Origin of the sequence: Solwaraspora sp. WMMD406 (assembly GCF_029626025.1) — a bacterium.
Lineage (GTDB): Bacteria > Actinomycetota > Actinomycetes > Mycobacteriales > Micromonosporaceae > Micromonospora_E.
Genome location: NZ_JARUBF010000001.1, coordinates 4967234 through 4991647, shown reverse-complemented (window position 1 = coordinate 4991647; position 24414 = coordinate 4967234). Strand labels below are relative to the sequence as shown.

22 protein-coding genes are annotated in these 24414 nt (G+C 70.5%); 13 read left to right on the top strand and 9 right to left on the bottom strand.

Annotated features, from left to right (window positions below; translation table 11 throughout):
- Nucleotides 1-9 precede the first annotated feature (9 nt).
- Nucleotides 10-1602, bottom strand: a complete 1593-nt coding sequence (locus tag O7632_RS21975; RefSeq protein ID WP_278116826.1) for an ABC transporter substrate-binding protein — start codon at nucleotides 1600-1602, stop codon at nucleotides 10-12.
- Nucleotides 1603-2003: 401 nt separating this feature from the next.
- Between O7632_RS21975 and O7632_RS21970 the strand changes: the two genes are divergently transcribed.
- Both O7632_RS21970 and O7632_RS21965 read left to right on the top strand, forming a co-directional pair.
- Nucleotides 2004-2465 (top strand): type II toxin-antitoxin system PemK/MazF family toxin, encoded by a 462-nt coding sequence (locus tag O7632_RS21970; RefSeq protein WP_278116825.1) that lies wholly within the window; start codon nucleotides 2004-2006, stop codon nucleotides 2463-2465.
- A gap of 108 nt (nucleotides 2466-2573) precedes the next feature.
- Nucleotides 2574-3761 carry a glycosyltransferase gene (locus tag O7632_RS21965; protein WP_278116824.1) on the top strand — a complete coding sequence of 396 codons (1188 nt, stop codon included), beginning with the start codon at nucleotides 2574-2576 and terminating at the stop codon, nucleotides 3759-3761.
- A 58-nt stretch (nucleotides 3762-3819) separates the two neighbouring features.
- Here the strand turns inward: O7632_RS21965 and O7632_RS21960 are convergent, their stop codons facing one another.
- On the bottom strand, nucleotides 3820-5922 hold the full coding sequence (locus O7632_RS21960; RefSeq protein ID WP_278116823.1) for a glycerophosphodiester phosphodiesterase family protein: 2103 nt from the start codon (nucleotides 5920-5922) through the stop codon (nucleotides 3820-3822).
- Nucleotides 5923-6126: 204 nt separating this feature from the next.
- Between O7632_RS21960 and O7632_RS21955 the strand changes: the two genes are divergently transcribed.
- Nucleotides 6127-7047 carry a PfkB family carbohydrate kinase gene (locus O7632_RS21955; RefSeq protein WP_278116822.1) on the top strand — a complete coding sequence of 307 codons (921 nt, stop codon included), beginning with the start codon at nucleotides 6127-6129 and terminating at the stop codon, nucleotides 7045-7047.
- Nucleotides 7048-7162: 115 nt separating this feature from the next.
- Here O7632_RS21955 and O7632_RS21950 read toward each other — a convergent pair whose 3' ends face one another.
- Nucleotides 7163-7750 (bottom strand): hypothetical protein, encoded by a 588-nt coding sequence (locus tag O7632_RS21950; RefSeq protein ID WP_278116821.1) that lies wholly within the window; start codon nucleotides 7748-7750, stop codon nucleotides 7163-7165.
- Between O7632_RS21950 and O7632_RS21945 the strand changes: the two genes are divergently transcribed.
- On the top strand, nucleotides 7707-8159 hold the full coding sequence (locus O7632_RS21945) for an Hsp70 family protein (RefSeq protein WP_278116820.1): 453 nt from the start codon (nucleotides 7707-7709) through the stop codon (nucleotides 8157-8159). The genes O7632_RS21950 and O7632_RS21945 overlap by 44 nt on opposite strands.
- Nucleotides 8160-8427: 268 nt before the next feature.
- On the opposite strand, the gene O7632_RS21940 is transcribed toward O7632_RS21945, so the two are convergent.
- Genes O7632_RS21940 through O7632_RS21920 form a run of 5 tightly spaced genes read right to left on the bottom strand, consistent with a single transcriptional unit; the run spans nucleotide 8428 to nucleotide 12385 of the window.
- Nucleotides 8428-9090, bottom strand: coding sequence for a hypothetical protein (locus O7632_RS21940; protein ID WP_278116819.1), 663 nt, complete (start codon nucleotides 9088-9090; stop codon nucleotides 8428-8430).
- Nucleotides 9091-9108: 18 nt separating this feature from the next.
- Complete coding sequence (locus O7632_RS21935) at nucleotides 9109-10728, bottom strand: glycoside hydrolase domain-containing protein (RefSeq protein ID WP_278116818.1); 1620 nt, start codon at nucleotides 10726-10728, stop codon at nucleotides 9109-9111.
- Between the two features lie 6 nt (nucleotides 10729-10734).
- Nucleotides 10735-11667 carry an RNA-guided endonuclease TnpB family protein gene (locus tag O7632_RS21930; RefSeq protein ID WP_278116817.1) on the bottom strand — a complete coding sequence of 311 codons (933 nt, stop codon included), beginning with the start codon at nucleotides 11665-11667 and terminating at the stop codon, nucleotides 10735-10737.
- Complete coding sequence (locus O7632_RS21925; protein ID WP_278116816.1) at nucleotides 11643-11804, bottom strand: helix-turn-helix domain-containing protein; 162 nt, start codon at nucleotides 11802-11804, stop codon at nucleotides 11643-11645. The genes O7632_RS21930 and O7632_RS21925 overlap by 25 nt, the downstream gene beginning before the upstream one ends.
- Entirely contained in the window at nucleotides 11801-12385 is a 585-nt protein-coding gene (locus O7632_RS21920) for an IS607 family transposase (RefSeq protein ID WP_278116815.1), read from the bottom strand. The genes O7632_RS21925 and O7632_RS21920 overlap by 4 nt, the downstream gene beginning before the upstream one ends.
- Before the next feature lie 424 nt (nucleotides 12386-12809).
- Here O7632_RS21920 and O7632_RS21915 point away from each other — a divergent pair, with 424 nt between their 5' ends.
- Together O7632_RS21915 and O7632_RS21910 are read left to right on the top strand one after the other, a co-directional pair.
- Nucleotides 12810-14693: a glycoside hydrolase family 6 protein gene (locus O7632_RS21915; RefSeq protein ID WP_278116814.1), complete on the top strand. Its 1884-nt coding sequence runs from the start codon at nucleotides 12810-12812 to the stop codon at nucleotides 14691-14693.
- 91 nt (nucleotides 14694-14784) lie between these two features.
- A complete protein-coding gene (locus tag O7632_RS21910; protein WP_278116813.1) occupies nucleotides 14785-15522 on the top strand; it encodes a cellulose binding domain-containing protein in 738 nt (245 codons plus the stop codon).
- 192 nt (nucleotides 15523-15714) lie between these two features.
- Here the strand turns inward: O7632_RS21910 and O7632_RS21905 are convergent, their stop codons facing one another.
- Nucleotides 15715-17643, bottom strand: coding sequence for a hypothetical protein (locus tag O7632_RS21905; protein WP_278116812.1), 1929 nt, complete (start codon nucleotides 17641-17643; stop codon nucleotides 15715-15717).
- Nucleotides 17644-17945: 302 nt separating this feature from the next.
- Between O7632_RS21905 and O7632_RS21900 the strand changes: the two genes are divergently transcribed.
- From O7632_RS21900 to O7632_RS21870, 7 genes are all read left to right on the top strand, one after another.
- The gene (locus tag O7632_RS21900; protein WP_278116811.1) at nucleotides 17946-18344 is read left to right on the top strand and encodes a hypothetical protein; all 399 of its coding nucleotides are present in this window, start codon (nucleotides 17946-17948) and stop codon (nucleotides 18342-18344) included.
- 4 nt (nucleotides 18345-18348) lie between these two features.
- A complete protein-coding gene (locus O7632_RS21895; RefSeq protein ID WP_278116810.1) occupies nucleotides 18349-19293 on the top strand; it encodes an FAD:protein FMN transferase in 945 nt (314 codons plus the stop codon).
- Nucleotides 19290-20405 (top strand): ferric reductase-like transmembrane domain-containing protein, encoded by a 1116-nt coding sequence (locus O7632_RS21890; protein WP_278116809.1) that lies wholly within the window; start codon nucleotides 19290-19292, stop codon nucleotides 20403-20405. Before O7632_RS21895 ends, O7632_RS21890 begins: the two co-directional genes overlap by 4 nt.
- 10 nt (nucleotides 20406-20415) lie before the next feature.
- The gene (locus tag O7632_RS21885; protein WP_278116808.1) at nucleotides 20416-20661 is read left to right on the top strand and encodes a ferredoxin; all 246 of its coding nucleotides are present in this window, start codon (nucleotides 20416-20418) and stop codon (nucleotides 20659-20661) included.
- Nucleotides 20662-20996: 335 nt separating this feature from the next.
- On the top strand, nucleotides 20997-21971 hold the full coding sequence (locus tag O7632_RS21880) for an ISAs1 family transposase (protein WP_278116807.1): 975 nt from the start codon (nucleotides 20997-20999) through the stop codon (nucleotides 21969-21971).
- A gap of 106 nt (nucleotides 21972-22077) precedes the next feature.
- Entirely contained in the window at nucleotides 22078-23289 is a 1212-nt protein-coding gene (locus O7632_RS21875; protein ID WP_278111103.1) for an ISAs1 family transposase, read from the top strand.
- 29 nt (nucleotides 23290-23318) lie between these two features.
- Complete coding sequence (locus tag O7632_RS21870) at nucleotides 23319-24227, top strand: DUF2726 domain-containing protein (protein ID WP_278116806.1); 909 nt, start codon at nucleotides 23319-23321, stop codon at nucleotides 24225-24227.
- Nucleotides 24228-24414: the final 187 nt, after the last annotated feature.

Here is a 24414-nt window from a genome sequence, read left to right as displayed (position 1 = left end):
CGTGGTCGCTCAGCCCGTCAGCCGTACGGTGCGCAGCCGGGTCTTGCCGTCCGGGTGCATCTCGACGCCTTCCACGGTCGGCAGCCAGGCCAACGACGCCTGTGGACTGTAGAGGTAGCCGTAGCTGACGTCGTCGATGATCAACCGCGCGGCCTGGTCGTACAGCGGCTTGCGGTCGGCGTCGTCGACGCTGGCCCGGGCCTGGTCGAGCAGTTGGTCGACCTGCGGGTCGGCGTAGCCGTGGAAGTTGAACGAGCCGGTCGAGTGGTGCTGGGCGTAGTAGGCGTACTCGCCGTCGAGGTTGTTCAACCAGCCGAGGACGTAGCAGTCGTAGCTGCCGGCGCCCTGCTCGTCGAGCCAGCTGGCGAAGTCCAGGGTACGGATCTCCACCTCGACCCCGACGTCCTGCCACTGGCTGGCGATCACCTCAGCGGCCTGGAGGGTGTGCGGGAACTCGTTGGTCAGCATCAGGTCGACGGTCAGCCCGTCGACGCCGGCGCCGGCGAGCAGCTCACGGGCCTGCTCCGGGTCGTAGTCGAACGGCGCGTAGTCGGTGGCCCAGAAGTTGCCCGGCGGCATCGCCGACTGCACCGGCGTCGCCGCGTCGAAGAACGCGGCCTGGGCGACCTGTTCGCGGTCGATGGCGAACGACAGCGCCCGGCGAACGTCGATGTCGTCGAAGGGCGGCCGGTCGAAGTTGCAGGTGAAGTACCAGTAGTCGTTGCTGGCGACCTGGCCGAGTTCGACGTCGGGGTCGTCGCGGAGCGCGCCGGCCTCCTGCGGCGGGACGTTGTTGGTCAGGTGCACACTTCCGGTGCGCAGGTTGGTCAACGCGGTGGTGGGTTCGGAGATGAACCGGAACTCGACCCGGTCGACGTGCGGTCCGTCGCCCCAGTAGTCCGGGTTGGCCTCCAGGATGATCCGGTCGCCCGGGGTGTAGCTGACGAAGCGGAACGGCCCGGTGCCGATCGCGTCGGTGGTCAGCCCGTCGCCGTCGAGCAGTTCGGGGGCGACGATCGCCATGCCTTTGAAGCCGCCGACGTTGGCCAGCAGGTTCGGCGTCGGGCGGTTGAGGACGAACTCGACGGTCCGGTCGTCGACCGCCCGCACCTCGTCGACGGATTCGAAGCGCCAGGCGTTGGCGGCGGTCTCCCCGTCGGTGATCCGGTCGAAGCTGGCGACCACGTCGTCGGCGACGAACGGTTGTCCGTTGTGCCAGGTCACGCCGTCCCGTAGGTGGAACGTCCAGGTGAGCAGGTCGTCGCTGACTTCCCAATCGGTGGCCAACGCGGGTTGGAAGCTGAGGTCGGGAGCCGGTTCGACAAGCGTGTCGTAGACGTTTTCCAACACCAGAAAGGTGGGCGACGCGGTGGAGACGTGGACGTCCAGACTGTCCGGTTCGCTGGAGATGGCCACGACGAGGGTGCCGGCCTGCGGGTCGGCACCCTCGTCGGTCTCCAGCGACTCGCCCGCGGAGCAGGCGGTCAGGACGAGCGCGGCGGTGGCGGCCAGCGTCGCACGGGCCCGCCGCCACCGGGCCGTACGGGTCGTGACGCCGTGTGTCGATCGCCGTCGGTCGGGGTGGCCGGGGGTACGGATCACCGTCGTCTCCTACCTGGTGGTCGCCGGTACGGGCGGAGGTGGCCGGTACGGGCGGGACGGGCTGGGGACGGTGGCCGGGAAAGCGGGCCCCGCCGGGGCGGATCGCCGGGACGACCAGGGGCGATCCAGCGGACTCGGCGTGTCGCCGTCGCCGCCGGCCCGGCCGACGTGCCGGGCGTCGCGTGACGCCGGTGCCGCGCGCCGGGCGCTGCTGTGCCGGGCATCCCGCCCGGCTGTCGTGGCACCGACCCTAGTCGATCGATCTTTGGGCCACAACTCGGTGACGGGAGGTGACGGGAGGTGACCGGTCGTCGGCCGACTGTCCGGCGGTCACTGCCCGGCCGCCGGTCGTTGCCCGGCCGCCGCTAGGCTCTACCGCCGTGGGAAGACTCTGGCAGGGCGTGACCGCCACCGTAGGCCGGCTCACTGGCCAGCGCGTCCCGACACAGCGCCGTCCGACCCCCGCGCGGGTCGCCCGACCACGCCAGGTCGCGGCGCTGCAGCGTCGGCAACTGTCGTACGCGCCGGAGCTCGACGGGCACGCCGATCCTGGCGAGATCGTCTGGACCTGGGTGCCGTACGAGGACGATCCGCGCCAGGGCAAGGACCGTCCGGTGCTGGTCGTCGGCCGCCGCAGCCGTACCCTTTACGGGCTGATGCTGTCCAGCCAGTCGGACCGCGACGGCCAGCGACACTGGCTGGAACTCGGCACCTGGGGTGACGACGGGCGACCGAGTTGGATCCGGCTGGACCGGGTACTGACCATGCGTGAAGACAGCATCCGGCGCGAAGGCGCCATCCTGGACCGGACCCGCTTCGACCGCGTGTGCCACGCGTTGCGGGGCGGCTACGGCTGGTCCTGACCAGCGGCGCGCCGGCCAACCAGTCAACGACAGTTCGCCGACACGTCACGGGCGCGTGCACCGGCGGTCTGCCGGACGACCGCATCCTGACCGTATGGTGACCGCCTCATGAGGATCGTACGGCTGGCGAATTTCATCACCGGTAGTTCCGGAGGTCTGCGGACCGCGCTGCGGGAACTCGGCGCCGGCTATCTGGCCGCCGGTCACGAGCCGGTACTCGTCGTTCCCGGTACCACCGACACGACCGAGGACACCCCGCAGGGGCGGGTGATCACCGTCGCGGGCCCGGTGGTTCCCGGCACCGGCGGCTACCGGGTGATCGTGGCGCGCCACCGGATGCGGCGGCTGCTGCGCGACCTGGCACCGGACCGGCTGGAGGTCTCCGACCGGACCACGCTGCGCTGGACCGGGCAGTGGGCCCGCCGGCACGGCGTACCCGCGCTGATGGTCTCCCACGAGACCCTCGACGGCCTGCTCCGGCTGCCGTTCGGCGGTCGGGAACGGTCGGGGCGGCTCACCGACCGGCTCACCGGCCCGATCGCTGACCGACTCAACGCCGCCACCGCCGCCCGCTACGACAGGGTGGTCTGCACCACCGAATGGGCGGCCCGCGAGTTCGCCCGGATCGGCGCGGCCGACCTGGTCCGGGTGCCGCTCGGCGTCGATCTCGACCAGTTCCACCCCGGTCGGCGCGATCCGGCGGTCCGCGAGCGCTACGCCCCGGGCGGCGAACTGCTGGTGCTGCACTGTGCCCGGCTGTCCGCCGAGAAATGCCCCGAACGGGCGCTCGCCGCGCTCGCCGAGTTGCGCCGACGCGGCGTGCCTGCGGTCGGGGTGTTCGTCGGCACCGGCCCCCGGCAGGCGGGGCTACGGGCCCAGGCCGGCGCCGCCGGGCTCGACGTGCACTTCGCCGACTACATCGGCGACCGCGACGAGATCGCCCGGCTGCTGGCCAGCGCCGACGTGGTGATCGCCCCCGGACCGATCGAGACCTTCGGGCTGGCCGCGCTGGAGGCGTTGGCCAGCGGCACTCCGGTGGTGGTCGCCGCTGAGAGCGCCCTGCCGGAGGTCGTCGGCGACGCGGGCCTGGCCGCCACCGGCGGCGGCGCGGGCTTCGCCGACGCGATCTGTGCACTGGCCGAGCGACCGGAGCCGCCGCGCCGCGCGGCGGCCCGCCGCCGCGCCGAGAGGTTTCCCTGGTCGGCGTCGGTCGACGGATTCCTGCGCGCGCACGGCCTCGGCCCGGAACGTGACGGTCACGCGGCGCCGCACCGGCGGGCCAGTGCCCGAGAGTGACCACCGGCCGGTCGGCACCGCCCCAGGGCGGTGCCGACCGGCGGCTCACCGGACCTGCTCAGCGCAGGCCGTTGCGGATCGCCACCTCGATCAAGGTCCGCTGGTCGTCGGTGATGATGCCGTCCACGCCGAGGTCGATCGCCCGTTGCATGTACGCGGCGTCGTTGATCGTGTACGGCACCACCAGCAGCCGGTCGCGCTGCCGCAACGTCGGCACCACCGGACCGTGGAAGTAGCTCGGGTCCTGACGCAGGTACCAGTCCGGGTGTGGAGCCGTGGGCTGCTCGGGGTCGTGCACCTGCCAGTTGGCCGACACCGTGGTGGCACCAGCCGCGCGTACCAGTTTGCCGAGGTCACGGTAGCGCCACCAGTCCAGGCCGCCGGTCCACGGGCTGCGTACCGACGGGTCGCCGTACACCGCCCGCAGCGAGCACTCGTCGGCCAGTGACGCGCACTCGGCCGGCCCGTACTGCCAGACCAGGGCGACCGTCGCGATCCGGTGGTTGAGCTCGCGGGCCAGCATGATCGTGCGCCAGTCGAACGACTGGATCGTCACCCGGTCCACCACCTGGGCCCGCTCCACCGCACGGACCAGCGCGGCGGTGAAGACCTGGTACGGCGCGGTGTCGTCGACCAACGGACTGATCTTCGTCTCGATGTTGAACCGGATGTCCCGCCGCCCGCTGTCGCGGGCCAACGCGAACACCTCCGGCAGCGTCGGGATCCGGGCGCCCGGGACCAGCACCTGTTCGGGCAGGTCGGCCACGGGCACCGAACCGCAGTCGAGGGTCTTGATCTGGCGCAGCGTGAGATCCCGGACCCGCTTGCCCACGTACGGGAACATCGGGTCGCCGGGGCGGGCCGGGCGGGTGTCGGCGCAGTGTGAGCCGGAGACCGTGCGGTCGTGCAGCACCACCAGGTGTCCGTCGCGGGTCATCCCGGTGTCGAGCTCCAGGGTGGACACGTCCGGGTCGGCCAGGGCGTACGCGAACGCCGGCAGCGTGTTCTCCGGACGTTCCCAACGTCCACCGCGGTGGGCTTGGATGTCGAACGGCGACGCGTACGGCTTCGGTAGCCGCATCCGCCGCTGTGCCATCAGGTCCCGCAGCCGGTCCGGGTAGTCGGTGATGAGACCGTCGACGCCGTCGTCGATCAGCTTCGCCATGGTCGGTACGTCGTTGACCGTCCACGGAACGACGGTGATGCCGTGCCGGTGCGCGTGCCGGACGAGATCCTTCGTCACGTACGGCCGGTAGTCGGGGTCGGTGACGGTGCCGTTCTGCGGGAAGCCGTGCACCGGGGAGAAGGACGTCGCGCCGAAGGTCTTGATCGCCCGGATCGGGTCGCCGCCGAAGTCGTCGATGTCGATCCCGCCGAGCCACGGCGAGGCACCGGGCGCTCCGACCTGCAGGAAGTCGTAGTTGGTCAGGGCGACCAGCGGCAGTCGGGGCTCGACCTGGCGCATCCGCATCAGCGCGCCCCAGTCGAAACTCTGGACGGTGGTCTGCCGCAGCAGCCCGGCTGCCCGGATTTCGGCTGCGGTGACCTGCACGAACTGCTCGCGGGGAGCGGTCTCGTGTGGTGCGCCCGCTTCCACCTTGGTCTCGACGTTGAGCCGGACCTGGTTCGCCTCGTATCGCTTGACCAGGTCGAGGACCTCGCGCAGCAGCGGCATGGTGGCACCCGGCACCGGGGTCTGGCCCGGGTAGCCGGGGAGGGTGCGGCTGCCGCAGTCGAGGGTGCGGACCTGGGCCAGTGTGAGGGTGTGCACGAACTTGCCGACATACGGGAAATCCGGGTCGTCGGTGCTCACCGGGGCGGTATCCGTACACTTCGCGGAACTGACTCGCCGGTCGTGGGTGACGACCGCGTGGCCGTCGCGGGTGATCTGTACGTCGAGTTCCAGTGTGCGTACCCCGAGCCGTAGCGCGTTGCCGAAAGCGGCGAGGGTGCTCTCCACCCGCAGGCCGAGCCCGCCCCGGTGCGCCTGCAGGTCGAAAACGTGCTGGTGGCGCTGTCGGTCGCCGGCAGCGCCGGCCGACTGACCGGATTCCCGCAGGTGCGTGGGACCCGTGCCGTGAGCGGGTCCGCCCACGGCGGACACGGCGGTGACCGTCGCCAGCGCGGTGGCCACCGCGCGACGCCATCGGAGTGTGACCATGGTCGTCCAATCTGGTCGGTTTCTCGTCCGATGGCATGCTGCTGCCCCGACCAGTCGGTGCGGCGTTGGCCAGGCGTCGGACAGGTGAACGCCGGCACACGGATTCAGCAGATGGCTGTCGATGGACCATCAGGGCACGGGACGGAGAACCACCGGAGCGCCCGCCCTGGCGTAATCTCCCCGGATCAGGGGAATGGTACCCGTATGAGGGACCACGTGATGGTGTTCGCCCCGGCTCCGGTGCTGTCGGTGACGATCGAGCAGCAGGCCGACGTACTCGAACTGCACCTGCACGCCGGTGGCCAGGGCATCTGGCAGGCGCGCATGATCAGCTCGCTGGGTGTCCGGGTGGTGCTCTGCGCCGCCGTCGGCGGAGAGGTCGGTGCGGTGCTCGGCAGGGCGCTCGAAGACGAGGAACTGGAACTGCGGATGGTTCCGCGCAAGTCCAGCAGCGGATGGTACGTCCACGACCGCCGGGAGGGCAGCCGCAGCGAGATCGCGGAGAACCCGGGTGCCCCGCTGATCCGGCACGACATCGACGAGCTGTACGGCCTCGCGTTGGCCGAGGGAATGCGGGCGGCGGTCAGCGTGCTCAGCGGCCCGGCCCACCCGTCGGTGGTCGACGACGACGTCTACCGGCGACTCGCCAGCGACCTGAGGGCCAACGGCTCCCAGGTGGTGGCCGACCTGTCCGGTGGGCAGTTGGCCGCCGTACTAGGCGGCGGGGTGTCCTTTCTCAAGGTCAGCCATGAGGAAGTGATCGAGGCGGGCCGGGCGGCCGACGACAGCGTCGACGCGCTGTCGCGGGCCGCACACCAGTTGCGCGCCGACGGCGCGGAGGCCGTGTTGATCAGCCGGGCCGAGAAACCGGCGCTCGCGCTGCTCGACGACGACTTGGTCGAGGTACGGGTGCCGCAGCTGGAAATCGTCGACCACCGGGGAGCCGGCGATTCGATGACCGCCGGTGTGGCGGCCGTGCTCACCCGGGGCGGCAGTCTCGAGGAAGCGGTTCGTACCGGCGCGGCGGCCGGCGCGGTGAACGTCACCCGGCACGGTTTGGGCACCGGCCGCGCCGAGGCGGTGCGTGAGCTGATCGGACGGGTACGGCTGACGCCGCTGGACTGAGCGCGCCGGTGGCGGGCGCGCCGGTGCCTCCTACAGTGGCCGGTGTGACAGCGCGAGCGCGGCTCGGCATCGACTCCGGCACCTCCCACACGGTCGCCGTGCTGGCGATCGGTGATCAGACACCACGTCCGCTGCTCTTCGACGGGTCACCCCTGCTGCCTTCGGTGGTCTGCCTCGATCCGACCGGTCGGCTGGTAGTCGGCGGGACGCCGTGCATCAGGCACAGGCCTACCCGGAGCGCTTCGAGCCGTACCCGAAGCGGTGCGTCGACGACGGCGTGGTGCTGCTCGGCCAGGACGAGATCCCGGTCCACCGGTTGATCGGTGCCGTCGTCGGCCAGGTCGCCTTCGAAGCGGCCAGGGTGGCGGGCACACCGGTCACCGAGGCCGTCGTCACCTGCCGGCGTCGTGGGCGGCGGCGGCGCGCGGTGCTGCTCGCCGCCGTCACGTCGGTGCTGCCGACCGTACGTCTGGAGCGGGAACCGGTCGCGGCCGCCTACCGGTTCGAGTCGGTCGCCAGCGGTCGCGTTCCGGTCGGTGACCACGCCCTCGTCTACGACCTGGGTGCGGGAACGTTCGACGTGTCGGTGCTGCGCCGGACCGACACCGGGTTCGTCGTGCTCGCCAGCGGCGGACTGGCCGACGTCGGCGGACTCGAACGTGGACGCGGCGATCGTGTCGCATCTCGGTACGGCGATCGCCAAGCGCGGCCCCGCCGACTGGTTTCGGCTGGTCGACCCGAAGACCCCGACCGACCGTCGGGCGGCGGGGCGGCTGTGGGAGAACGTACGGGCCGGCAAGGAGATGCTGGCCCGGACCTCGACCACCACCATCCACGTTCCGCTGATCGAAGCGGACGTACCTTTCGGACGCGAGGAACTCGACCAGCTCGCAGCACCGCTGCTGGAGCGGACCGTGGACAGTGCGCGGTCGGTGCTCGCGGATGTCGAGCTCGGTGGCGGCGATCTGGCGGCGGTCTTCCTGACCGGAGGCGCCACCCGGATGCCGGCGGTCGCCACCGTCGTGCACCGTGGTACCGGCGTGGTGACGACCTATCGACTCGACAGTACGGTGCTGTCGGTGTTCAGCCCGGATCCGCCGGCGTCGCGGTAGCGGACGGCGTCCGGTACGAGCAGATCTTCGACGGACGGATCACCTCACGGTACTTCGCGGACGGCCGGGAGTTGCTCTACACCGACAGCCGGGCCGAGGGCACCTGCCGGCGGGAATCCACCCGGTCCACGTTGCCTACTCCGGTGATCGGAGCTACGCGCCCAGCTCCGGGGTACGTCAGCGCGTACGGGTTCGGTAACCCATCGGATGGAGTGGGCCCGCTACGACCTGTCGCCGGCCCACCAGGGGGCCAGCTGTCCCAGGTTGGTCAGCGTGAGCCGGCGAACCGGCGGGCCAGTTCGAGGCGTTCCGGCGCGGCCGGGTCGGCGACGGCACCAGCGGTCTGCGACCGGACCGCGACCTGTGCGCCAGGGTCGAGTCGGGCGGCGACCTGGGCCAGGGTCGGGTCACCGGGCCGGGCGACGACGTGGAAATGGGACAGCATCGTCGGAGTCAGGTCACCGCCCCACGCCACCGTGCCGCCGCAGTCCGCCAGGATGTCCCGGACGACGGCCTCCTGGTGCGGCCACAGCGGTTCGCTACCGCCGAGCGGGTAGGCGGTGGGATACACCGCGACGGCCGTACCGGAGAGGTAGTTCGACTCGACGTCGACCCGTACGGTCCGATTGGCGTCGTGGCCGGTGATCCCGCCGCCCTCTCCGGTGTCGAGCGGAGCGATCTCGTAGTGCCAGCGTCGGGCAACGTGCAGCAGCACCGCGGCGGCCGGGCCGCGGCGCAGCGCCACCGAGGCGGCGGACCCGGTGACCCGGTAGACGGCGACGGCGGCGGACTCGATCCGCCAGCCGTTGGCGGACACGGCGCGGGCCCATCGCCGGTCGGTCGCGCTGACCGGTCCGCCGGGTGCCACGGCGAGCACGCTGGCACCGACGGTGCCGACGGCACCGCTGATCAGGCTGCGTCTGGTGATCATCGTCGGGTCCTCACTCGCTCACGGGACGGGCACGAGGGCGGACACACCGGGGTCGGCACCATCCCGCCAGACGTCATGGTCGAGGCCCCAGCCGGGCTGGAACTCGTACTCTCGGATCTGGTTGAACGCCCAGTTATCCGGCAGCGGAAAGCCCAGGTTGCCGGAGTAGCCCCAGGACATGCCGGAGACCATCGACCATCGGGCACCGACCTCGCGGGAAACGCGGATGCAGACGTTGCGCGCCCCGTACACCCCGAACTGGTAGCGGTCGCCCAGGTCGGCGAGGGCGGCCTTGACACCCTGGAAGTACGGCTTGACACCGCTGTCGATGTCGTCGTCGAGTGCGTCGAAGTCGACCGCGAAGTAGATGCAGACGCCGGCGGGGATCCGGTGCTCGACCGCCTTCTGATGGGCGATCCGGCCCTGGTCGTAGCCCTTGTCGTAGGTGAAGTTGACCAGCTGGGTGCCGTTGTACTGGAAGATCGGGAAGAACCGCAGCCCGGCGTCCAGGATGGTCTGCGGCTCGTCCGGCTTGAGCGCCTTGCCGAGAAAATGCGGATCCGACGGCGGCAGGTGCTCGTCGAGGTAGCGGCCGACGATCCGGTAGCCGGCCGCCATCAGCTGCGCGCCCCGGGTCGCGGTGATCTCGGTGATGCAGTCGCAGCCGGTGGCGGGCCGGTCCGGGTCGCCGGAGGACACCAATAGCTGGGCCCACGTGGTGTAGTCGTTCGTGACGGTCATCGGGATCTGCGAGAAACGCTGGAAGGCGCTCAGCCACTCCAGGTGCGTCGCCGTGTCGGTGTCGGTGTCGGTGTCGATGTCCTCCGGGCGGTACGCCAACGGCACCTGTGGGTCGCCCGGCACCATCGTCGGCGAGTTGAAGTAGCACGCCGAACGGAACAGATGGCGCAGGTTGCCGGTGAGGCGGCCGGAACCGACGCCGCGCAGCCCCGCCTGAGTGCCCGGCCCGAAGTTGCCGTTGATCGACGACAACGGGATGCCCACCTCGTACTGGACGGCCATCATGAAGCCCTGCTGGACGTCCCGCGAGTAGATCCCGTCGCACGGCACCAGGTTCATCGCCGGGATCCGGACGTCGGACACGTAGCGCGAGTTGAGCCGCTGCTGAATCCGCCGGACCGTGGCGTCGCCCTGCGGGACCAGGCGGAACTGATCCATGCGCAGCATCGCGCGGGCGACCTGCGGCCACATCGCCCGGCGGTACCGTTGATTGGCGTACGACAGGCCGGCGTCGGTGTAGAGCTGGCTCAACGAGGCCTCGGAGACACTGGTCCAGACCGCCTGGTCGGTGGAGGCCGGGTAACCCTTGCACCACAGCGCGGCGTTGTAGATTCGGATCAGATTGGCGTTGTTGTCCTCGCGCGGCATCCAGGCGTGTGCCTTGACCGCGCTGAGGGTGCCCGGCCCGAAGTTCTGGACGGTGGGGGAGATGCCGAGTTCGTGCTGCAGTCCCTGGGTCAGGGAGAGCACCGTCGGCCAGCCGGTGAGCCCGTCCTCCGGACACCGGATGTAGCCCGGCGCGCCGGCGTAGGTGGCGTTGACCCACCGCTGGGCCGCGAGCACATGACTGTCAGCCAGGCTCATCCATGGCGCGCCAAGGCCGATCGTCTCTGGCATGGTCCATTACCTCTCAGTGTGCTCTAGTGAGCACGCGGTGGGTGGTCCCGCCTTGCGGTGGGACGGTCCCGGTCTGACCGGCGGGTGCCGTGCCGGGTTCACGCTTCGCGGCCACCTGCCCGCGTACGGGGGTCTTCTGGTCGGTCCACGTGCTGCCACCGGGCCACTCCCGGCGGTGTCGTACCCGGCGGCCAGGGCGGCCAGGTTACGGGCGGCGTTGTGGTCGCGGTCGATGACCAGGCCGCAGGCCGCGCAGTGGTACTCACGCTCGGAGAGGGCCAGCTTGGTTTTCGCCGTGCCGCAGCCCGAGCAGGTTTTGGAGGAGGGGTACCAGCGGTCGGCCACGAGCAGCCTGCCGCCGTTCCATCCGGTCTTGTACGCGAGTTGCCGTCGCAGTTCGGCGAATCCGGCGTCGGTGATGTGCCGGGCCAGCCCGCGGTTGGCCAGCATCCCGGCCACATGGAGGTCTTCGGCCACGACGGTGCCGTGTTCGCGGGTCAGTCGGGTGGTGAGCTTGTGCAGGCCGTCGCGGCGCAGACGAGCGACCCGGGCGTGTGCCCGTCCGAGGCGGGCGGAGGCGCGCTGCCACCGGTTCGACGGACGTCGGCCGGTGCGCCGGTCCGGGCCTTGCCGGCGCGACAGGGTCCGGCCGAGTGTCCGTAGCCGACCTCGCGCGCCGGCGAGGTGTCGCGGGTTCGGTACCGGTTCACCGGTGGACAGCACCGCGAGGTGCGTGATGCCGACGTCCACCCCGATCACCGAACCGGGCCGGGTCACAGCGCGTTGGGCGCGGTCGACCTCGACGGTGAACGCGACGTGCCAGCGCCTGCCGTCGCGGCGCACGGTGGCGGACATGATCCGGGCGGTGCCGGCTTCCACACGGCGGGCGAGTCTGCGGGTGGACTCGTGCACCTTCAGCCGACCCAGTCGGGGCAGCACCACATGTCCATGACCGCTCTGACCCGCGCGAGGGCCCAGTTGTACGCCACCCGCGCCGCCCCGGCGTGCCCGAGCACCGCGCGTTCCTGGCCCGGGGTGAGATCCAGGGCGAACCGGTACGCCTGAATCGTCTTCACACCGGACCGCCCGCTGCGGTGACAGCCTCGACAGGCCGGCGGACCCGGTCCGCCGCCGCCCGCCGCCCGTACAGGCGAACGCACAACGAGGTGAGGATCTCCGTCACGTCACCGACCAGGTCGTCGTCCACCCCGGCCGGGTCGACAACCAGGAGGCGCCGGCCCTGCGCGGCGAGTGCCGCCTCGACACACCCGGCGCCGAAGCGGGCGAACCGGTCCCGGTGTTCCACCACGATCGTCGACACAGTCGGGTCTCGGAGCAGGGCCAGGAACTTCGTGCGATGTCCGTCCACCGCGGACCCCACCTCGGTCACCACCCGCGACACCGACAGCCGCTGGCCGGTCGCCCACACGGTGACCCTGGCGACCTGCCGGTCCAGGTCCGCTTCCTGGTCGGCGGACGACACCCGGGCGTACACCACGACCTGCCCGGTGTCAGTCGGGGCAGCGGCGAGCGGGTCGCCGACCATGATCAGGCGGCCGAGTCGGTACGTGGGAACGGGCAGCGTCCCGGCCGCGTACTGCCGACGAGCGGCGACGTACGCGATGCCCTGCGACGCCGCCCACTCCTTCAAGTTCACATCGAACACCATAGCAGCCTTAAGAGCACCAAAGATGCCCAGGACGGCGGCAGACAACTATCCCCGTACTTGCCGTCCGATATGCCGACCCTACGACGCGTCGACCCGCGTTGTAAATCGCCCGTACTCGATCGGCAGCCGGCGTGGGGACGGTTCCACGGCACCGCGAACCCACGACGAATCGGCGATTGTATCGATCATTCTCACATGCGAGAATTCGGCTCAGTCGCACCGGGAGCCAGTGCGAGCAGCTCGTTTCGAGCCGAGAGGATGAGCGAGGTGGCGTGCCACCGCGCCGGGCGATCCTCTCCCGATCCGCCACGCCACGTCGCTGCCCGGTCCCGTCCTGTCGCCCGTCCGGACAGGACCGCCGGTCACCCCTCAGCCGTGGCGGCACACCCTGACCCCGGTAGGAGAGCCAGCCATGTCACCTGTCCCGAGACGCACCGCTCGTCGCGGACTTCTCGCCGCTGGCGGCGCGAGCGCACTGGTCGCCGCCGCCCTGATCGTTCCCGCCACCGCCGCCCAGGCCGCTGTCGTCTGCAACGTCACCTATCAGGCGAATACCTGGACCGAAGGTTCCGGCACCGGCGGGTTCACCGCCAACATCACCATCAACAACCGGCAGGACCCGGTCAGCAACTGGACCTTGCGGTTTACCCTGCCGTCTGGCCAGAGCCTGACCCAGGGCTGGTCGGCGAACTGGAGCGGCAGCTCCGGTGCCATCACCGCGACCAACGCTTCCTGGAACGGCAACCTGGGCACCGGCGCGTCCACCTCAATCGGTTTCAACGGCCGCTGGTCCGGCAGCTACTCCAGCCCGACCGCTTTCACCCTCAACGGGGTGGCCTGCAACGGCGGCACCGGACCGACGACTCCGCCGCCGGTCACCACGGCACCCCCGCCGACGACGGCGCCTCCGACGACGGCGCCTCCGACGACGGCGCCTCCGACGACGGCGCCTCCGACGACGGCGCCTCCGACGACGGCGCCTCCGACGACGGCGCCTCCGACGACGGCGCCTCCGACGTCGCCGCCTCCGACGGGTGGTCCGCGGGTGGACAACCCGTATGTGGGTGCGGATGTGTACGTGAATCCGATCTGGAGTGCGAACGCGGCGGCGGAGCCGGGTGGTAGCCGGATCGCGGACGAGCCGACCGGTGTGTGGTTGGACCGGACGAGCGCTATCTATGGCAACAACAGTCCGACGACGGGTGACATGGGTCTGGCGGATCACCTCGACGAGGCGGTGCGGCAGGACGCGGCGAACGGTGGTCGGCCGTTGGTGTTCCAGGTGGTGATCTACAACCTGCCGGGTCGTGACTGTGCGGCGTTGGCGTCCAACGGTGAGCTCGGTCCGGAGGAGATCGACGTCTATCGGACGGAGTACATCGATCCGATCGCGGAGATCGTGGCGCGGCCGGCGTACGCGGCTCTGCGGATCGTCGCGGTGATCGAGATCGATTCGTTGCCGAACCTGGTGACGAATGTGGGTAGTCGGCCGACGGCTACTCCTGAGTGTGACGTGATGTTGGCCAACGGTAACTACGTCAGTGGTGTGGGGTACGCGGTCGCTCAGCTCGGTGATGTGCCGAATGTGTACAACTACATCGACGCCGGGCACCACGGCTGGATCGGTTGGGACGACAACTTCGGTCCGTCGGCGCAGCTCATCGCGCAGGCCGCCAACGCGTCCGGGGCGTCGCCGTCGGATGTGCACGGGTTCATCACGAACACGGCGAACTACTCGGCGTTGCGGGAGCCGTACATCACGGTGGACTCGACGACGCGTCCGTCGACGTGGATCGACTGGAACATGTACAACGACGAGTTGTCGTTCGCGCAGGCGTTCCGGCAGCGGTTGGTGCAGGCCGGGTTCAACTCGAACATCGGGATGTTGATCGACACGTCGCGTAACGGGTGGGGTGGGCCGGACCGGCCGACCGGTCCGAGCAGCGCCGGGGACGTGAACACCCGGGTGGACGAGTCGCGGATCGACCGTCGGTTCCAGAAGGGCAACTGGTGTAACCAGTCCGGTGCGGGTCTGGGTGAGCGGCCGACCGCCGCGCCGGCCAGTGGTATCGACGCGTACGTGTGGATCAAGCCGCCGGGTGAGTCGGATGGTTCGAGCTCGGAGATCCCGAACGACGAGGGTAAGGGCTTCGACCGGATGTGCGACCCGACGTACACGGGTAACCCGCGGAACAACAACAACATGAGTGGTGCGTTGCCGAACGCGCCGGTTTCTGGTCACTGGTTCTCGGCGCAGTTCCGTGAGCTGATGGCCAACGCGTACCCACCGCTGTGATCCGACAGTGCCGATGACCCGACGGCGCTGACCTGGTGCCGGCCGTACCGGCGGTGCGGCCGGCACCTCCGCGTCCACGAAGGAGATCGTGATGCCGTATCGAGTCGGTGTGCTCCTCGCCGCCGTAACCATCGCCCTCACCGCCTCGGCCGGGGCGGCGGCGGCCCAGCCGACCGCGCCGGCCACCACCGCCCCGACCCCGGGCGTGACGTGCCCGCCGGCACTGCCGATCACGGGCAGGGTGACCGGAGCGACCCCGACCACGCTGACCGTCAGCTACTCGATGCTGTTGGTCGGTCCGCCGTGCGGCTACGTACCACCGATCACGGTCACCCTGTTCGCCAGCCAGGCCGACGCGCAGCAGTGGCGCGATCCGGTGGCGGAGCAGGTGTCCGGCCCGGACCGGCACGGCGACGTCACACTCGCCGGGCTGACCCCGGACACCGAGTACTGGTTCCGGTTCAGTGACGCCGAGGGCCGGCGTGACACCTATGTCGTCGGCGGACCCGCATGGACCCTGCCGGTGGCGACCTGCACCGCCACCGCGACCCTCGACGCGAGTTGGGGCACCGGCTTCGTCGCGACGGTCACCGTACGCAACGCCGGTGTCGGGGCGATCGAGGGCTGGCGGGTGTCCTGGCGGTGGGCCGGCGACGAGCGGATCCAGACTGCCTGGAATGGTGTGGTGACCACCGACGGGGCGGCGGTCACGGTGGCCAACGCCGGCTACAACGGCGCCGTCGCAGCCGGCGGAACGGCCTCGTTCGGCATGGTGGTGTCGACGAACGCCGCGCCGACCGCTCTCCCGGCGATGACCTGCACGAGCTGACCTGGCCACGAGTTGCTCCGGGAGCGATGATCTGGCGGCGATCATCTGGCCAGCCACCTAGGATGCTGTAAGGGTGGTGCGCCCGGTCACGATCACTCGGCACAAGAAGCCGCCAGCGGAACAAAGACATGCGGCCGGGACGATGTCGTCCCGGCCGCATGGTGCGGCTGGACGCCGCGTGGTGCAGCTGGATCAGGGCTGGCTACGCGGCCCGTCCGGGTGCAGAGTGTCGATGAACTCGTGCGTTCCGGTCAGGTCGCTGGTGTCCCGAGCCTGCTTCGCTTCGACCGCCATGGTCTCGGCGACCGTGTCGGCCGAGACGCCCACCTTCTCGGCGGCCTCGACGACCGCGCGGTACGCCCACTCCGCCGACACCAGGGCGTCACGGTAGTCGTGCCGAGACAGCTCTCGCTGGGCCTGCCCGAGCAACCTGTCGGCCTCCCGGAGCTCGCGGGTGGCCCGCCTGGCGTGCGGACTCGCCAACACCGACTCGGCCAGCAGGTTCGCCGCCTCCGCGTACGCCGCGGTCAGGAACCGGTCGCTGTTGTCCCGGTCGAACTGGCTGAAGTCCCAGTTCAGGTCGATGTAACTCATCATCGAGTTGACCTCGTCGCCGGCCCAGGCGAAGAAGTAGTCGTCCTCCGGGCCGTAGTCGACGCCGGTTTCGCTGTCGTAGCCGTCGTGCGGGTGACTCATGCCCAGGTGGTGGCCGACCTCGTGGATCAGGGTGGTGGTCAGGCCGTAACCCGACTCGGTGATCTCCGGCGAGACGAACGCGAAGACGTACGACTGGGTGCCGTCGGTGTAGTTGTCCTCGGCGAAACCGAGAGCCGGCACCGGGGTCCCCGCCGGCACCGCGTAGTTGAACACCGGCATCTCGTAGTCGACTCGGTCCTGGTCGTCGAGTACCCGGTCGAGTTCGAAGGTGTTCTGCAGGTAGAAGTTGGCGAACGGCGGGTAGCCCAGCTCGGGGTAGCAGGATTCGTCGTTCTCCATCACCGCGACGTAGCAGCGCTGCGCTTCACCCTCGAACGCCAGATCCTGGCTGTCGTAGTCGAGCAGGTTGCGCCACCGCAACTTCGCCAGCTCCGACTCCAGCAGTTCCTGGTCGATGTACTCGGTGGAGGCGTCCACCCCCGGCCAACCCTCGTACGTGTTGCTGTCGATGTTGATCGAGGTGGGCGGCCCGGCGCTCGGTAGCTCCGCCGGATACAGCGGTGAGGTGGTGAACAGCAGGTTCAACGCCACATAGCGGGTGATCAGCCCGAGGTCGCCGCTGAGCGCGTCGGGGGAGCGGTAGCCGTCTGCCGTGTACTCCCAGGTCGGCGGCATCCGGTAGTCCTCGACGCCGTTGCCGTCGAGGTCCGGGGTGTCGACGTTCCAGTTCTCGGTCCAGGACTCCGGCCCGGCGGACAGATCGTGGAACCAGACCCGCCGGGTCGAACCGAGTCCGTTTTCCTCGTCGTCGGCGGTGGTGCCGCCCCAGGCCATGATCTTGCGGCTGTCCCGTTCGGCGCCGAAGTTGTAGCCGGTGTCCGGGTCCGGCTCGTTGGTCTTGGTGTAGACGTGGAAGCGGAAGTCGGCGCGGCTGTACCAGTTGATGAAGAAGATGGTGTTGCGGCGGGTGTCGACCCCGGCCGGCGGGTTCAGCGCGAGCCAACGCTCCACGCTCGGGGCGTCGATCTCGTAGTTCTCGGTGATCGTGGTGACGTTGTTTTCCTGCTCGTTGTAGAGCTCCTGGTAGAGCGTGAGCGGAGCCGGCTCGGCGAGTCGGGAGAGCTCACCGAAGAAGCGGTCCTCGTAGCGCTTGTCGGCGTACCTGATCCGGTAGTCGTAGGTGTAGGTGAGCCCGAGCTTCTCCACGGTGTCGTACCACAGCCGGGACCGCACCACCGGTTCGTACCGCTGCGGTAGCTCGGCGAGGTAGTCGGACCGGTCGACCTGGTTCCGGCTGTAGCCGAGGAACACGACGTTGACCGGAACCTTCTCGGTCAGGTCCGGGGCGCCGCCCGGATTGAGATGCGCGAATCGCGGTGCGGCGGCCTGGCTGGCCGGAGCAACTGAAACGACCATGAGTAGTGCCGCCGCTACCGCTATCAGGGTTGCCGCTCTGGACCTCATCGCTGTCCCTCCGACATCCGTTTCCCTCCGTCGACGATCGATCGGGTGGCCGCTGGCCGATCCGACCGGCGGCCCGCAGCGGGGGACGGTCGCCCTCCGCTGTGGACACGGTGTCATCGATCTTCGGCGCTGTAAATCGGTTGTCGGTAAAACCTGACGACTTGTCGGCGAGCTCCGGCCGTCCGTTGAACCGGTCACCGATCCCAGCCGTATCCCCGGTCGACGACAGGACTCACCGCGAGCCGGTGGGTTCATCGCCGGCAGCGGGTTGCACTGTCAGCCGGTGGACGAGGGAGGCGACAGTGGGCGAACGTGAACGCGGGCTTCGCCGGGTGACCATCCTGACCGGTGGCCTGGCCGCGGTGAGCCTGGCCGGCACACTCGGGGTCGCCGTCGCGGCGCACGCCGACCACGTCGCCGACCAGAAGGCCACCGTACCGGCCGGGACCGTGGACAGTGGGTCGGCCGGTCAGCAGCCCAACCCGCCAGCGGACCAGGTGCCAGCCGACGACGTCGGCGCCGGGGGGAGCACCGGATCGGGCGCGGCGTCCGTCGGCGACGAAGCCCCGGGTACGCCGGCCGACGGAAACCCGCCTGACCAGCCACCGCAGGAGGCGGCAGACCCGCCGGCAGCCGAGGGGTTTCCACCGGTGACCGATGGCGGTGGCGCGTCCGGCCAGGCGACCTCGGGCGGGTCGTGACCGGATGCCGCTGCTGGAGACCCTGCCGGTCGGACCGGACTGCGCCCAGTGGGAGGTGTGGGGCACTCTGGCGCGGCTGGTGGTGACGGATCCGGCGGCGGTGCCGGCGGCCCGCGAGATCGCCGAGGACGTGTTGGCGGCGGTCGACGGCGCCGCGAGCCGCTTCCGGCCCGATTCCGAACTGGTGCGGGCCTGCCGTACGGGTGGGCAACCGGTGCGGGTGAGTCCGCTGTTCGCCGGGCTGGTATCGGTGGCGCTGCGGGCCGCCCGGGACACCGACGGGGACGTCGATCCCACCGTCGGCACGGCGCTGGGTGAGCTCGGCTACGACGCGGATCTGCGCTGGGTCGTCCTGCGTGCGGTGCGGCCGCGGCCGCAGCCGCCGACGCCCGTGCCGGTGGCGGGTTGGCGCCAGATCAGGCTGCGGGACGATGAGCTGACCGTCCCCGCCGGGGTGCACCTCGACCTCGGGGCGACCGCCAAGGCCTGGGCCGCTGACCGGTGTGCGCGGGAGGTCGCCCGTCGCTGCCGGGTGGGTGCGCTGGTGGCGCTCGGTGGGGACATCGCGACCGCTGGCCCGGCTCCGGCGGATGGCTGGCGGGTCCGGGTCCAGGACCGTCCCGGAGAACCGCACTGTGTGATCAACCTGCCGGCCGGTGGCGCGGTCGCCACCTCGAGCACGGTCAGCCGGCAGTGGTCCGGATCGGACGTCACGCTGCACCACATCGTGGATCCGCGTACCGGTCAACCGGCGCGGCGGGTGTGGCGGACGGTGTCGGTCGCCGCGTTCAGTTGCGTACGGGCCAACACCCTGAGCACGGCGGCGCTGGTCCGGGGTGGCCGGGCCACGCGGTGGCTGGCGGAGCTGGGGGCGCCGAGCCGGCTGGTGGCCGACGACGGCGTGGTGCGGACCGTAGCCGGTTGGTCGGCGAAGGAGGGGACGCGGTGACCGAGGCAGGGTGGTTCGTCGCGCGTGGCACCGGAGTGATGGCGCTGATCCTGCTCTCGGTGGTCGTCGTGCTCGGTGTGGGCAGCCGCTCCGGCCGTCCGGTGTTCGGGTTGCCGCGGTTCGCGGTCAGCCTGGTGCACCGCAACGCGGCCCTGCTGGCGATCGGCCTGCTGACGGTGCACATCGTGACGTTGCTGTTCGATCCGTACGCGAAGCTGCGGGTCTTCGATTTGTTCGTCCCGTTCGGTGCCGAATACCGGCCGATCTACCTGGGGTTGGGCACGATCGCCAGCGACGTCATGCTGGTCCTGGTGGTGACCAGCCTGCTCCGTCGGCGGATCGGGGTGCGGCTGTGGCGCACGATCCACTGGCTGGCGTACGCGTCGTGGCCGGCGGCCTTCGGGCACGCGGTCGGGACCGGCACCGACAGCGGTGAGTCCTGGATGTGGGCGGTCTCGGCGGCCTGCCTGCTGGCCGTGCTCGGTGCGCTGGTCTGGCGACTGGTGCTGTGGATCCGGCCGAGAGCCCGCCGATCGCCTCGACGTTCGACAGTGGTGACCGGTGGCGCGGCGGCCCGGTCCACCACCGGCGTCGTCGAGGAGGAGACGACTGTGGTGGGATCGCCGCCTGACGACGCGTCGCGCCACTGGCCCTATGGGTCGCCCGCCCGGACGGCGACCCCGTCCGGTGGCTACGCCGCCGTGCCGTCCAACGGGTACGCGGCGGCGGCTTCCCCGATCGACATGTATCGCCGACCCACGCCGTATCAGCCTGAGCCGTCGTATCAGGGACACCGCCGGCAGGGCGACGACGAGCTGAGCTACTCCCGCCACGGCCGCGCCGAGCCGGGGTACGGGGCGCAGATCCACCCGGACGCCCGGTGGGGTGGCTACCCGGAGCCGGGCGTCGTCGACGACGAGTACGGCCGGTCGGGGTATCCGGACCACGGCGGCGAGGCCGACCGACGCGACCCGGCCTGGACGGACCCGGCCTACCGTGATCCGGCCTGGACGGATGCGCCAGGTGACGCTGGCTACCAGTGGCACGGCTGGGCCGATGGCGGCGGCTATGGTGAGGGCTCGGAGACGGTCTCTACGGGGTGGCGCCGCTAGGAGTGGACAGGTGAACGATCCGGACGCCCGGCGGCTGCAGATCGACTGGGCGGCGTGCGATGGTCGCGGGCTCTGCATCGAGCTGCTACCTGAGCTGTTGACCCACGACGACTGGGGATTCCCGGTTTCCCGGGACGGCAGCAGGGAACCGGTGGTCCCGTCACAGTTGCGCGGGCACGCCGCTCTCGCGGTCGCAAACTGTCCTGAGCTGGCACTGCGGCTGCTTCCAGTCGGGCCGGTACCGCCCCGCCGCTGATCGGCCCGGTCGGGTCCGTCGGCGCCGTCATCGGCGGACCGGCCGGTGACGGCGGGCTCGGGCCGCGCGTCGGGCGGTTTCGCCGATGACGGCACGTTGGCGGCGGTGTCGACCACTAGCATGGTCGGGACTTCGCCGACCCGGCGACGAGTGGGCGAGTAGCGATGTGACGGATCACGACCGTGACCAGTGGGCAGGGCTGTTGCGTAGTCGGTTGAGGGCTGGCTGAGCTGGGAGTTCGGGAGGAATTCGGGGGTCTATGCAGGACGGGCGCGGCCCGTTGGTGATCATGAAGTTGCGAAGCCACATGATCACGAGAAGGACCGCACCCGCCGATGCCATCATCACCCACCGAGATTCTGCTTCCGCACCGACCCACCGATACGCCACCACCGGCGGCGGTCACCGACAGCGAGCATCACGGCCTGTTCGCCGCGTTGAGGGCGGTACCCGATCCGCGTGATCCGCGTGGCCGCCGCTACCCCCTGGTCAGCGTGCTCGCCGTCGCGGTGTGCGCGGTACTGGCCGGGGCATGTACCTTCGCCGCGATCGCCGACTGGGTACGGGACCTGGACCGCACCGCGTGGGCGAGGCTCGGCTTCACCGACCGGGTTCCCGCCGCGACCACGGTGTGGCGGCTGTTGATCCGCGTCGACGCGCAGGCCCTGTCGACGGTGCTGGCCAGCTGGCTACTGGCACGCACGACACCCGTCACCCGCAGCGGGCGGCGGTGGCGCCTCGTCATCGCCGTCGACGGCAAGGTCGTACGCGGCGCCCGACTCGCCGACGGACGTCAGATCCATCTGCTGTCGGCCTACGACACCAGCACCGGCGTCGTGCTCGCCCAGGTCCAGATCGCCGCGAAGTCGAATGAGATCCCGGCGTTCACGCCCCTGCTGCGCCTGGTCGCCGCCCAGCTGGGATCGCTGACCGACGTCCTGGTCGTCGCGGACGCCCTGCACGCCCAGACCGGACACGCCGAGTACCTGGCCGCCGCCGGCGGACATCTGATGGTCACGGTCAAAGCCAACCGGCCGACCACGTTCGCCCAGCTCAAAGCTGTTCCCTGGGCGCAGGTCCCGGTTGGAGCCCGGACCCGGGACACCGGACACGGCCGCACGGAGACCCGCACCGTCAAAGCTGTCACCGTGGCGACCCCCGGCGGGCTCGGCTTCCCCTACGCCCAGCAGGCCGTCCGGATCACCCGTACCCGCACGGTGAAGGGCAGGACCAGCCGCGAAACGGCGTACCTGACGGTGTCCCTGCCCGCTGGACCAGGGCTGTTGCGTAGTCGGTTGAGGGCTGGCTGAGCTGGGAGTTCGGGAGGAATTCGGGGGTCTATGCAGGACGGGCGCGGCCCGTTGGTGATCATGAAGTTGCGAAGCCACATGATCACGAGAAGGACCGCACCCGCCGATGCCATCATCACCCACCGAGATTCTGCTTCCGCACCGACCCACCGATACGCCACCACCGGCGGCGGTCACCGACAGCGAGCATCACGGCCTGTTCGCCGCGTTGAGGGCGGTACCCGATCCGCGTGATCCGCGTGGCCGCCGCTACCCCCTGGTCAGCGTGCTCGCCGTCGCGGTGTGCGCGGTACTGGCCGGGGCATGTACCTTCGCCGCGATCGCCGACTGGGTACGGGACCTGGACCGCACCGCGTGGGCGAGGCTCGGCTTCACCGACCGGGTTCCCGCCGCGACCACGGTGTGGCGGCTGTTGATCCGCGTCGACGCGCAGGCCCTGTCGACGGTGCTGGCCAGCTGGCTACTGGCACGCACGACACCCGTCACCCGCAGCGGGCGGCGGTGGCGCCTCGTCATCGCCGTCGACGGCAAGGTCGTACGCGGCGCCCGACTCGCCGACGGACGTCAGATCCATCTGCTGTCGGCCTACGACACCAGCACCGGCGTCGTGCTCGCCCAGGTCCAGATCGCCGCGAAGTCGAATGAGATCCCGGCGTTCACGCCCCTGCTGCGCCTGGTCGCCGCCCAGCTGGGATCGCTGACCGACGTCCTGGTCGTCGCGGACGCCCTGCACGCCCAGACCGGACACGCCGAGTACCTGGCCGCCGCCGGCGGACATCTGATGGTCACGGTCAAAGCCAACCGGCCGACCACGTTCGCCCAGCTCAAAGCTGTTCCCTGGGCGCAGGTCCCGGTTGGAGCCCGGACCCGGGACACCGGACACGGCCGCACGGAGACCCGCACCGTCAAAGCTGTCACCGTGGCGACCCCCGGCGGGCTCGGCTTCCCCTACGCCCAGCAGGCCGTCCGGATCACCCGTACCCGCACGGTGAAGGGCAGGACCAGCCGCGAAACGGCGTACCTGACGGTGTCCCTGCCCGCTGGACAGGCCCGACCCGCCGACCTCGGCACCTGGGCCCGGGCGGAGTGGCATATCGAGAACCGCCTGCACTACGTCCGCGATGTCACGTTACGTGAGGATGCCCATCACGCCCGGACCGGAAACGGACCCGCCGTCTTCGCCACACTCCGTAACACCGCGGTCGGCTACCACCGCAGCAACGGCGAACCCAACATCGCCCGCGCCACCCGACGAGCGAACCGCCGTTCTACAGACCTCATCGACGCCGTGACCAGGAGTTACCCGACTACGCAATAGCCCTGGACCAGTGGGCGACCAAGGCAATGATGACCATGTTCAACGAACGCGCCGGGCAGGCTGCCTGGCTCCGTCCTGTCCTGAGCCGGGCGGAGCATGACGCCGGACTCGGCCTGCGCAGTGGTGCTCTGCTGGAACGCGCCGGCCAGGTGATTGTGCGGGATCGGCGGCTCAGCGAGATCGCGTATCGCCGGCCGCCGGGTGTCACGACTCGTCAGTGGAGCGTCGCGACCCGCGTCCAGTGGGACTTCGTGGTCTGTGATCCGGAGGACTACCGTCCCGTCTTCGTGGTGGATCTGGTGGATCCGGCCCGGCGGACAGCGGCCGAGTGGCGCGAGGACCGGATGACGGACGCGGTGTGCGACGCGCTGGGTCTCCGGACGCTGCGAATCGAGTCGTCCGCCTTGCGGCCCGCCGATGCGGGGCGTCGGATCGTCGAGTACGTGATCGACGCGCGGACGTTCACCGAAGCCGGGGAAGCGGAGCCGGACCAGCCCGGCGCGGGGGTCGGCTATCGGGACATCATCGGTCGGCTCCCGGACGGTCGGACCGGATACGTGAACGATCTGGGGGCGGTGGCCCGGGCCGGTGCGGTGGACGCTTTCGTGAGCCGGCAGCTTGCTGATCCGTTGCTGCGGGGTCTGCACGTCCGGTGGAAGGACGGTGCCGCGGAGGGATGGGCCTGGCTGACCGTACGCGACGGCGGATTCCTCTTCGAGCGGGTACGCATTCGGGCGTACCGGCTGCACTGCGGGGTGGATCATGGACGATTGGCCGAGGACCTGGCCGCGGCTGCCGTGGGCGAGCGGCTGAAGACGCTGGGCTTGGCCGATGAGTCGCTACGTGGGCGGGCCGACCTCGCCGACGAGTTGCGTCAGCTGCGGCTGCGGCGATCCGACATGGATGGCGAGTTCGCGTTCGATCACGTTTCGTTCTGACCGATCCCGACCCTCGGCCGGCTGCGGGCCGGCTGCGGGCCGCTGTCCCGTCGTGGCCGCTATCCCGCTGCGCGGCGACGGATCGGCGGTTCGGTGGAAGGTCGGCGGTGGGCCGGCACACGCCGCCGCCGGCCTGGGGACGGAATTGACGCCCCCAGGTGTCGTCGGCGCCGTCGTACGTGCCGGG

Excerpts from the sequence above, each read along its gene's own strand:
- O7632_RS21965 (WP_278116824.1), top strand. The coding sequence starts at position 2,574 with ATGAGGATCGTACGGCTGGCGAATTTCATCACCGGTAGTTCCGGAGGT.
- O7632_RS21960 (WP_278116823.1), bottom strand. The coding sequence starts at position 5,922 with ATGGTCACACTCCGATGGCGTCGCGCGGTGGCCACCGCGCTGGCGACG.
- O7632_RS21955 (WP_278116822.1), top strand. The coding sequence starts at position 6,127 with ATGAGGGACCACGTGATGGTGTTCGCCCCGGCTCCGGTGCTGTCGGTG.
- O7632_RS21940 (WP_278116819.1), bottom strand. The coding sequence starts at position 9,090 with ATGATCACCAGACGCAGCCTGATCAGCGGTGCCGTCGGCACCGTCGGT.
- O7632_RS21935 (WP_278116818.1), bottom strand. The coding sequence starts at position 10,728 with ATGCCAGAGACGATCGGCCTTGGCGCGCCATGGATGAGCCTGGCTGAC.
- O7632_RS21915 (WP_278116814.1), top strand. The coding sequence starts at position 12,810 with ATGTCACCTGTCCCGAGACGCACCGCTCGTCGCGGACTTCTCGCCGCT.
- O7632_RS21910 (WP_278116813.1), top strand. The coding sequence starts at position 14,785 with ATGCCGTATCGAGTCGGTGTGCTCCTCGCCGCCGTAACCATCGCCCTC.
- O7632_RS21905 (WP_278116812.1), bottom strand. The coding sequence starts at position 17,643 with ATGAGGTCCAGAGCGGCAACCCTGATAGCGGTAGCGGCGGCACTACTC.
- O7632_RS21895 (WP_278116810.1), top strand. The coding sequence starts at position 18,349 with ATGCCGCTGCTGGAGACCCTGCCGGTCGGACCGGACTGCGCCCAGTGG.
- O7632_RS21880 (WP_278116807.1), top strand. The coding sequence starts at position 20,997 with ATGCCATCATCACCCACCGAGATTCTGCTTCCGCACCGACCCACCGAT.
- O7632_RS21875 (WP_278111103.1), top strand. The coding sequence starts at position 22,078 with ATGCCATCATCACCCACCGAGATTCTGCTTCCGCACCGACCCACCGAT.
- O7632_RS21870 (WP_278116806.1), top strand. The coding sequence starts at position 23,319 with ATGACCATGTTCAACGAACGCGCCGGGCAGGCTGCCTGGCTCCGTCCT.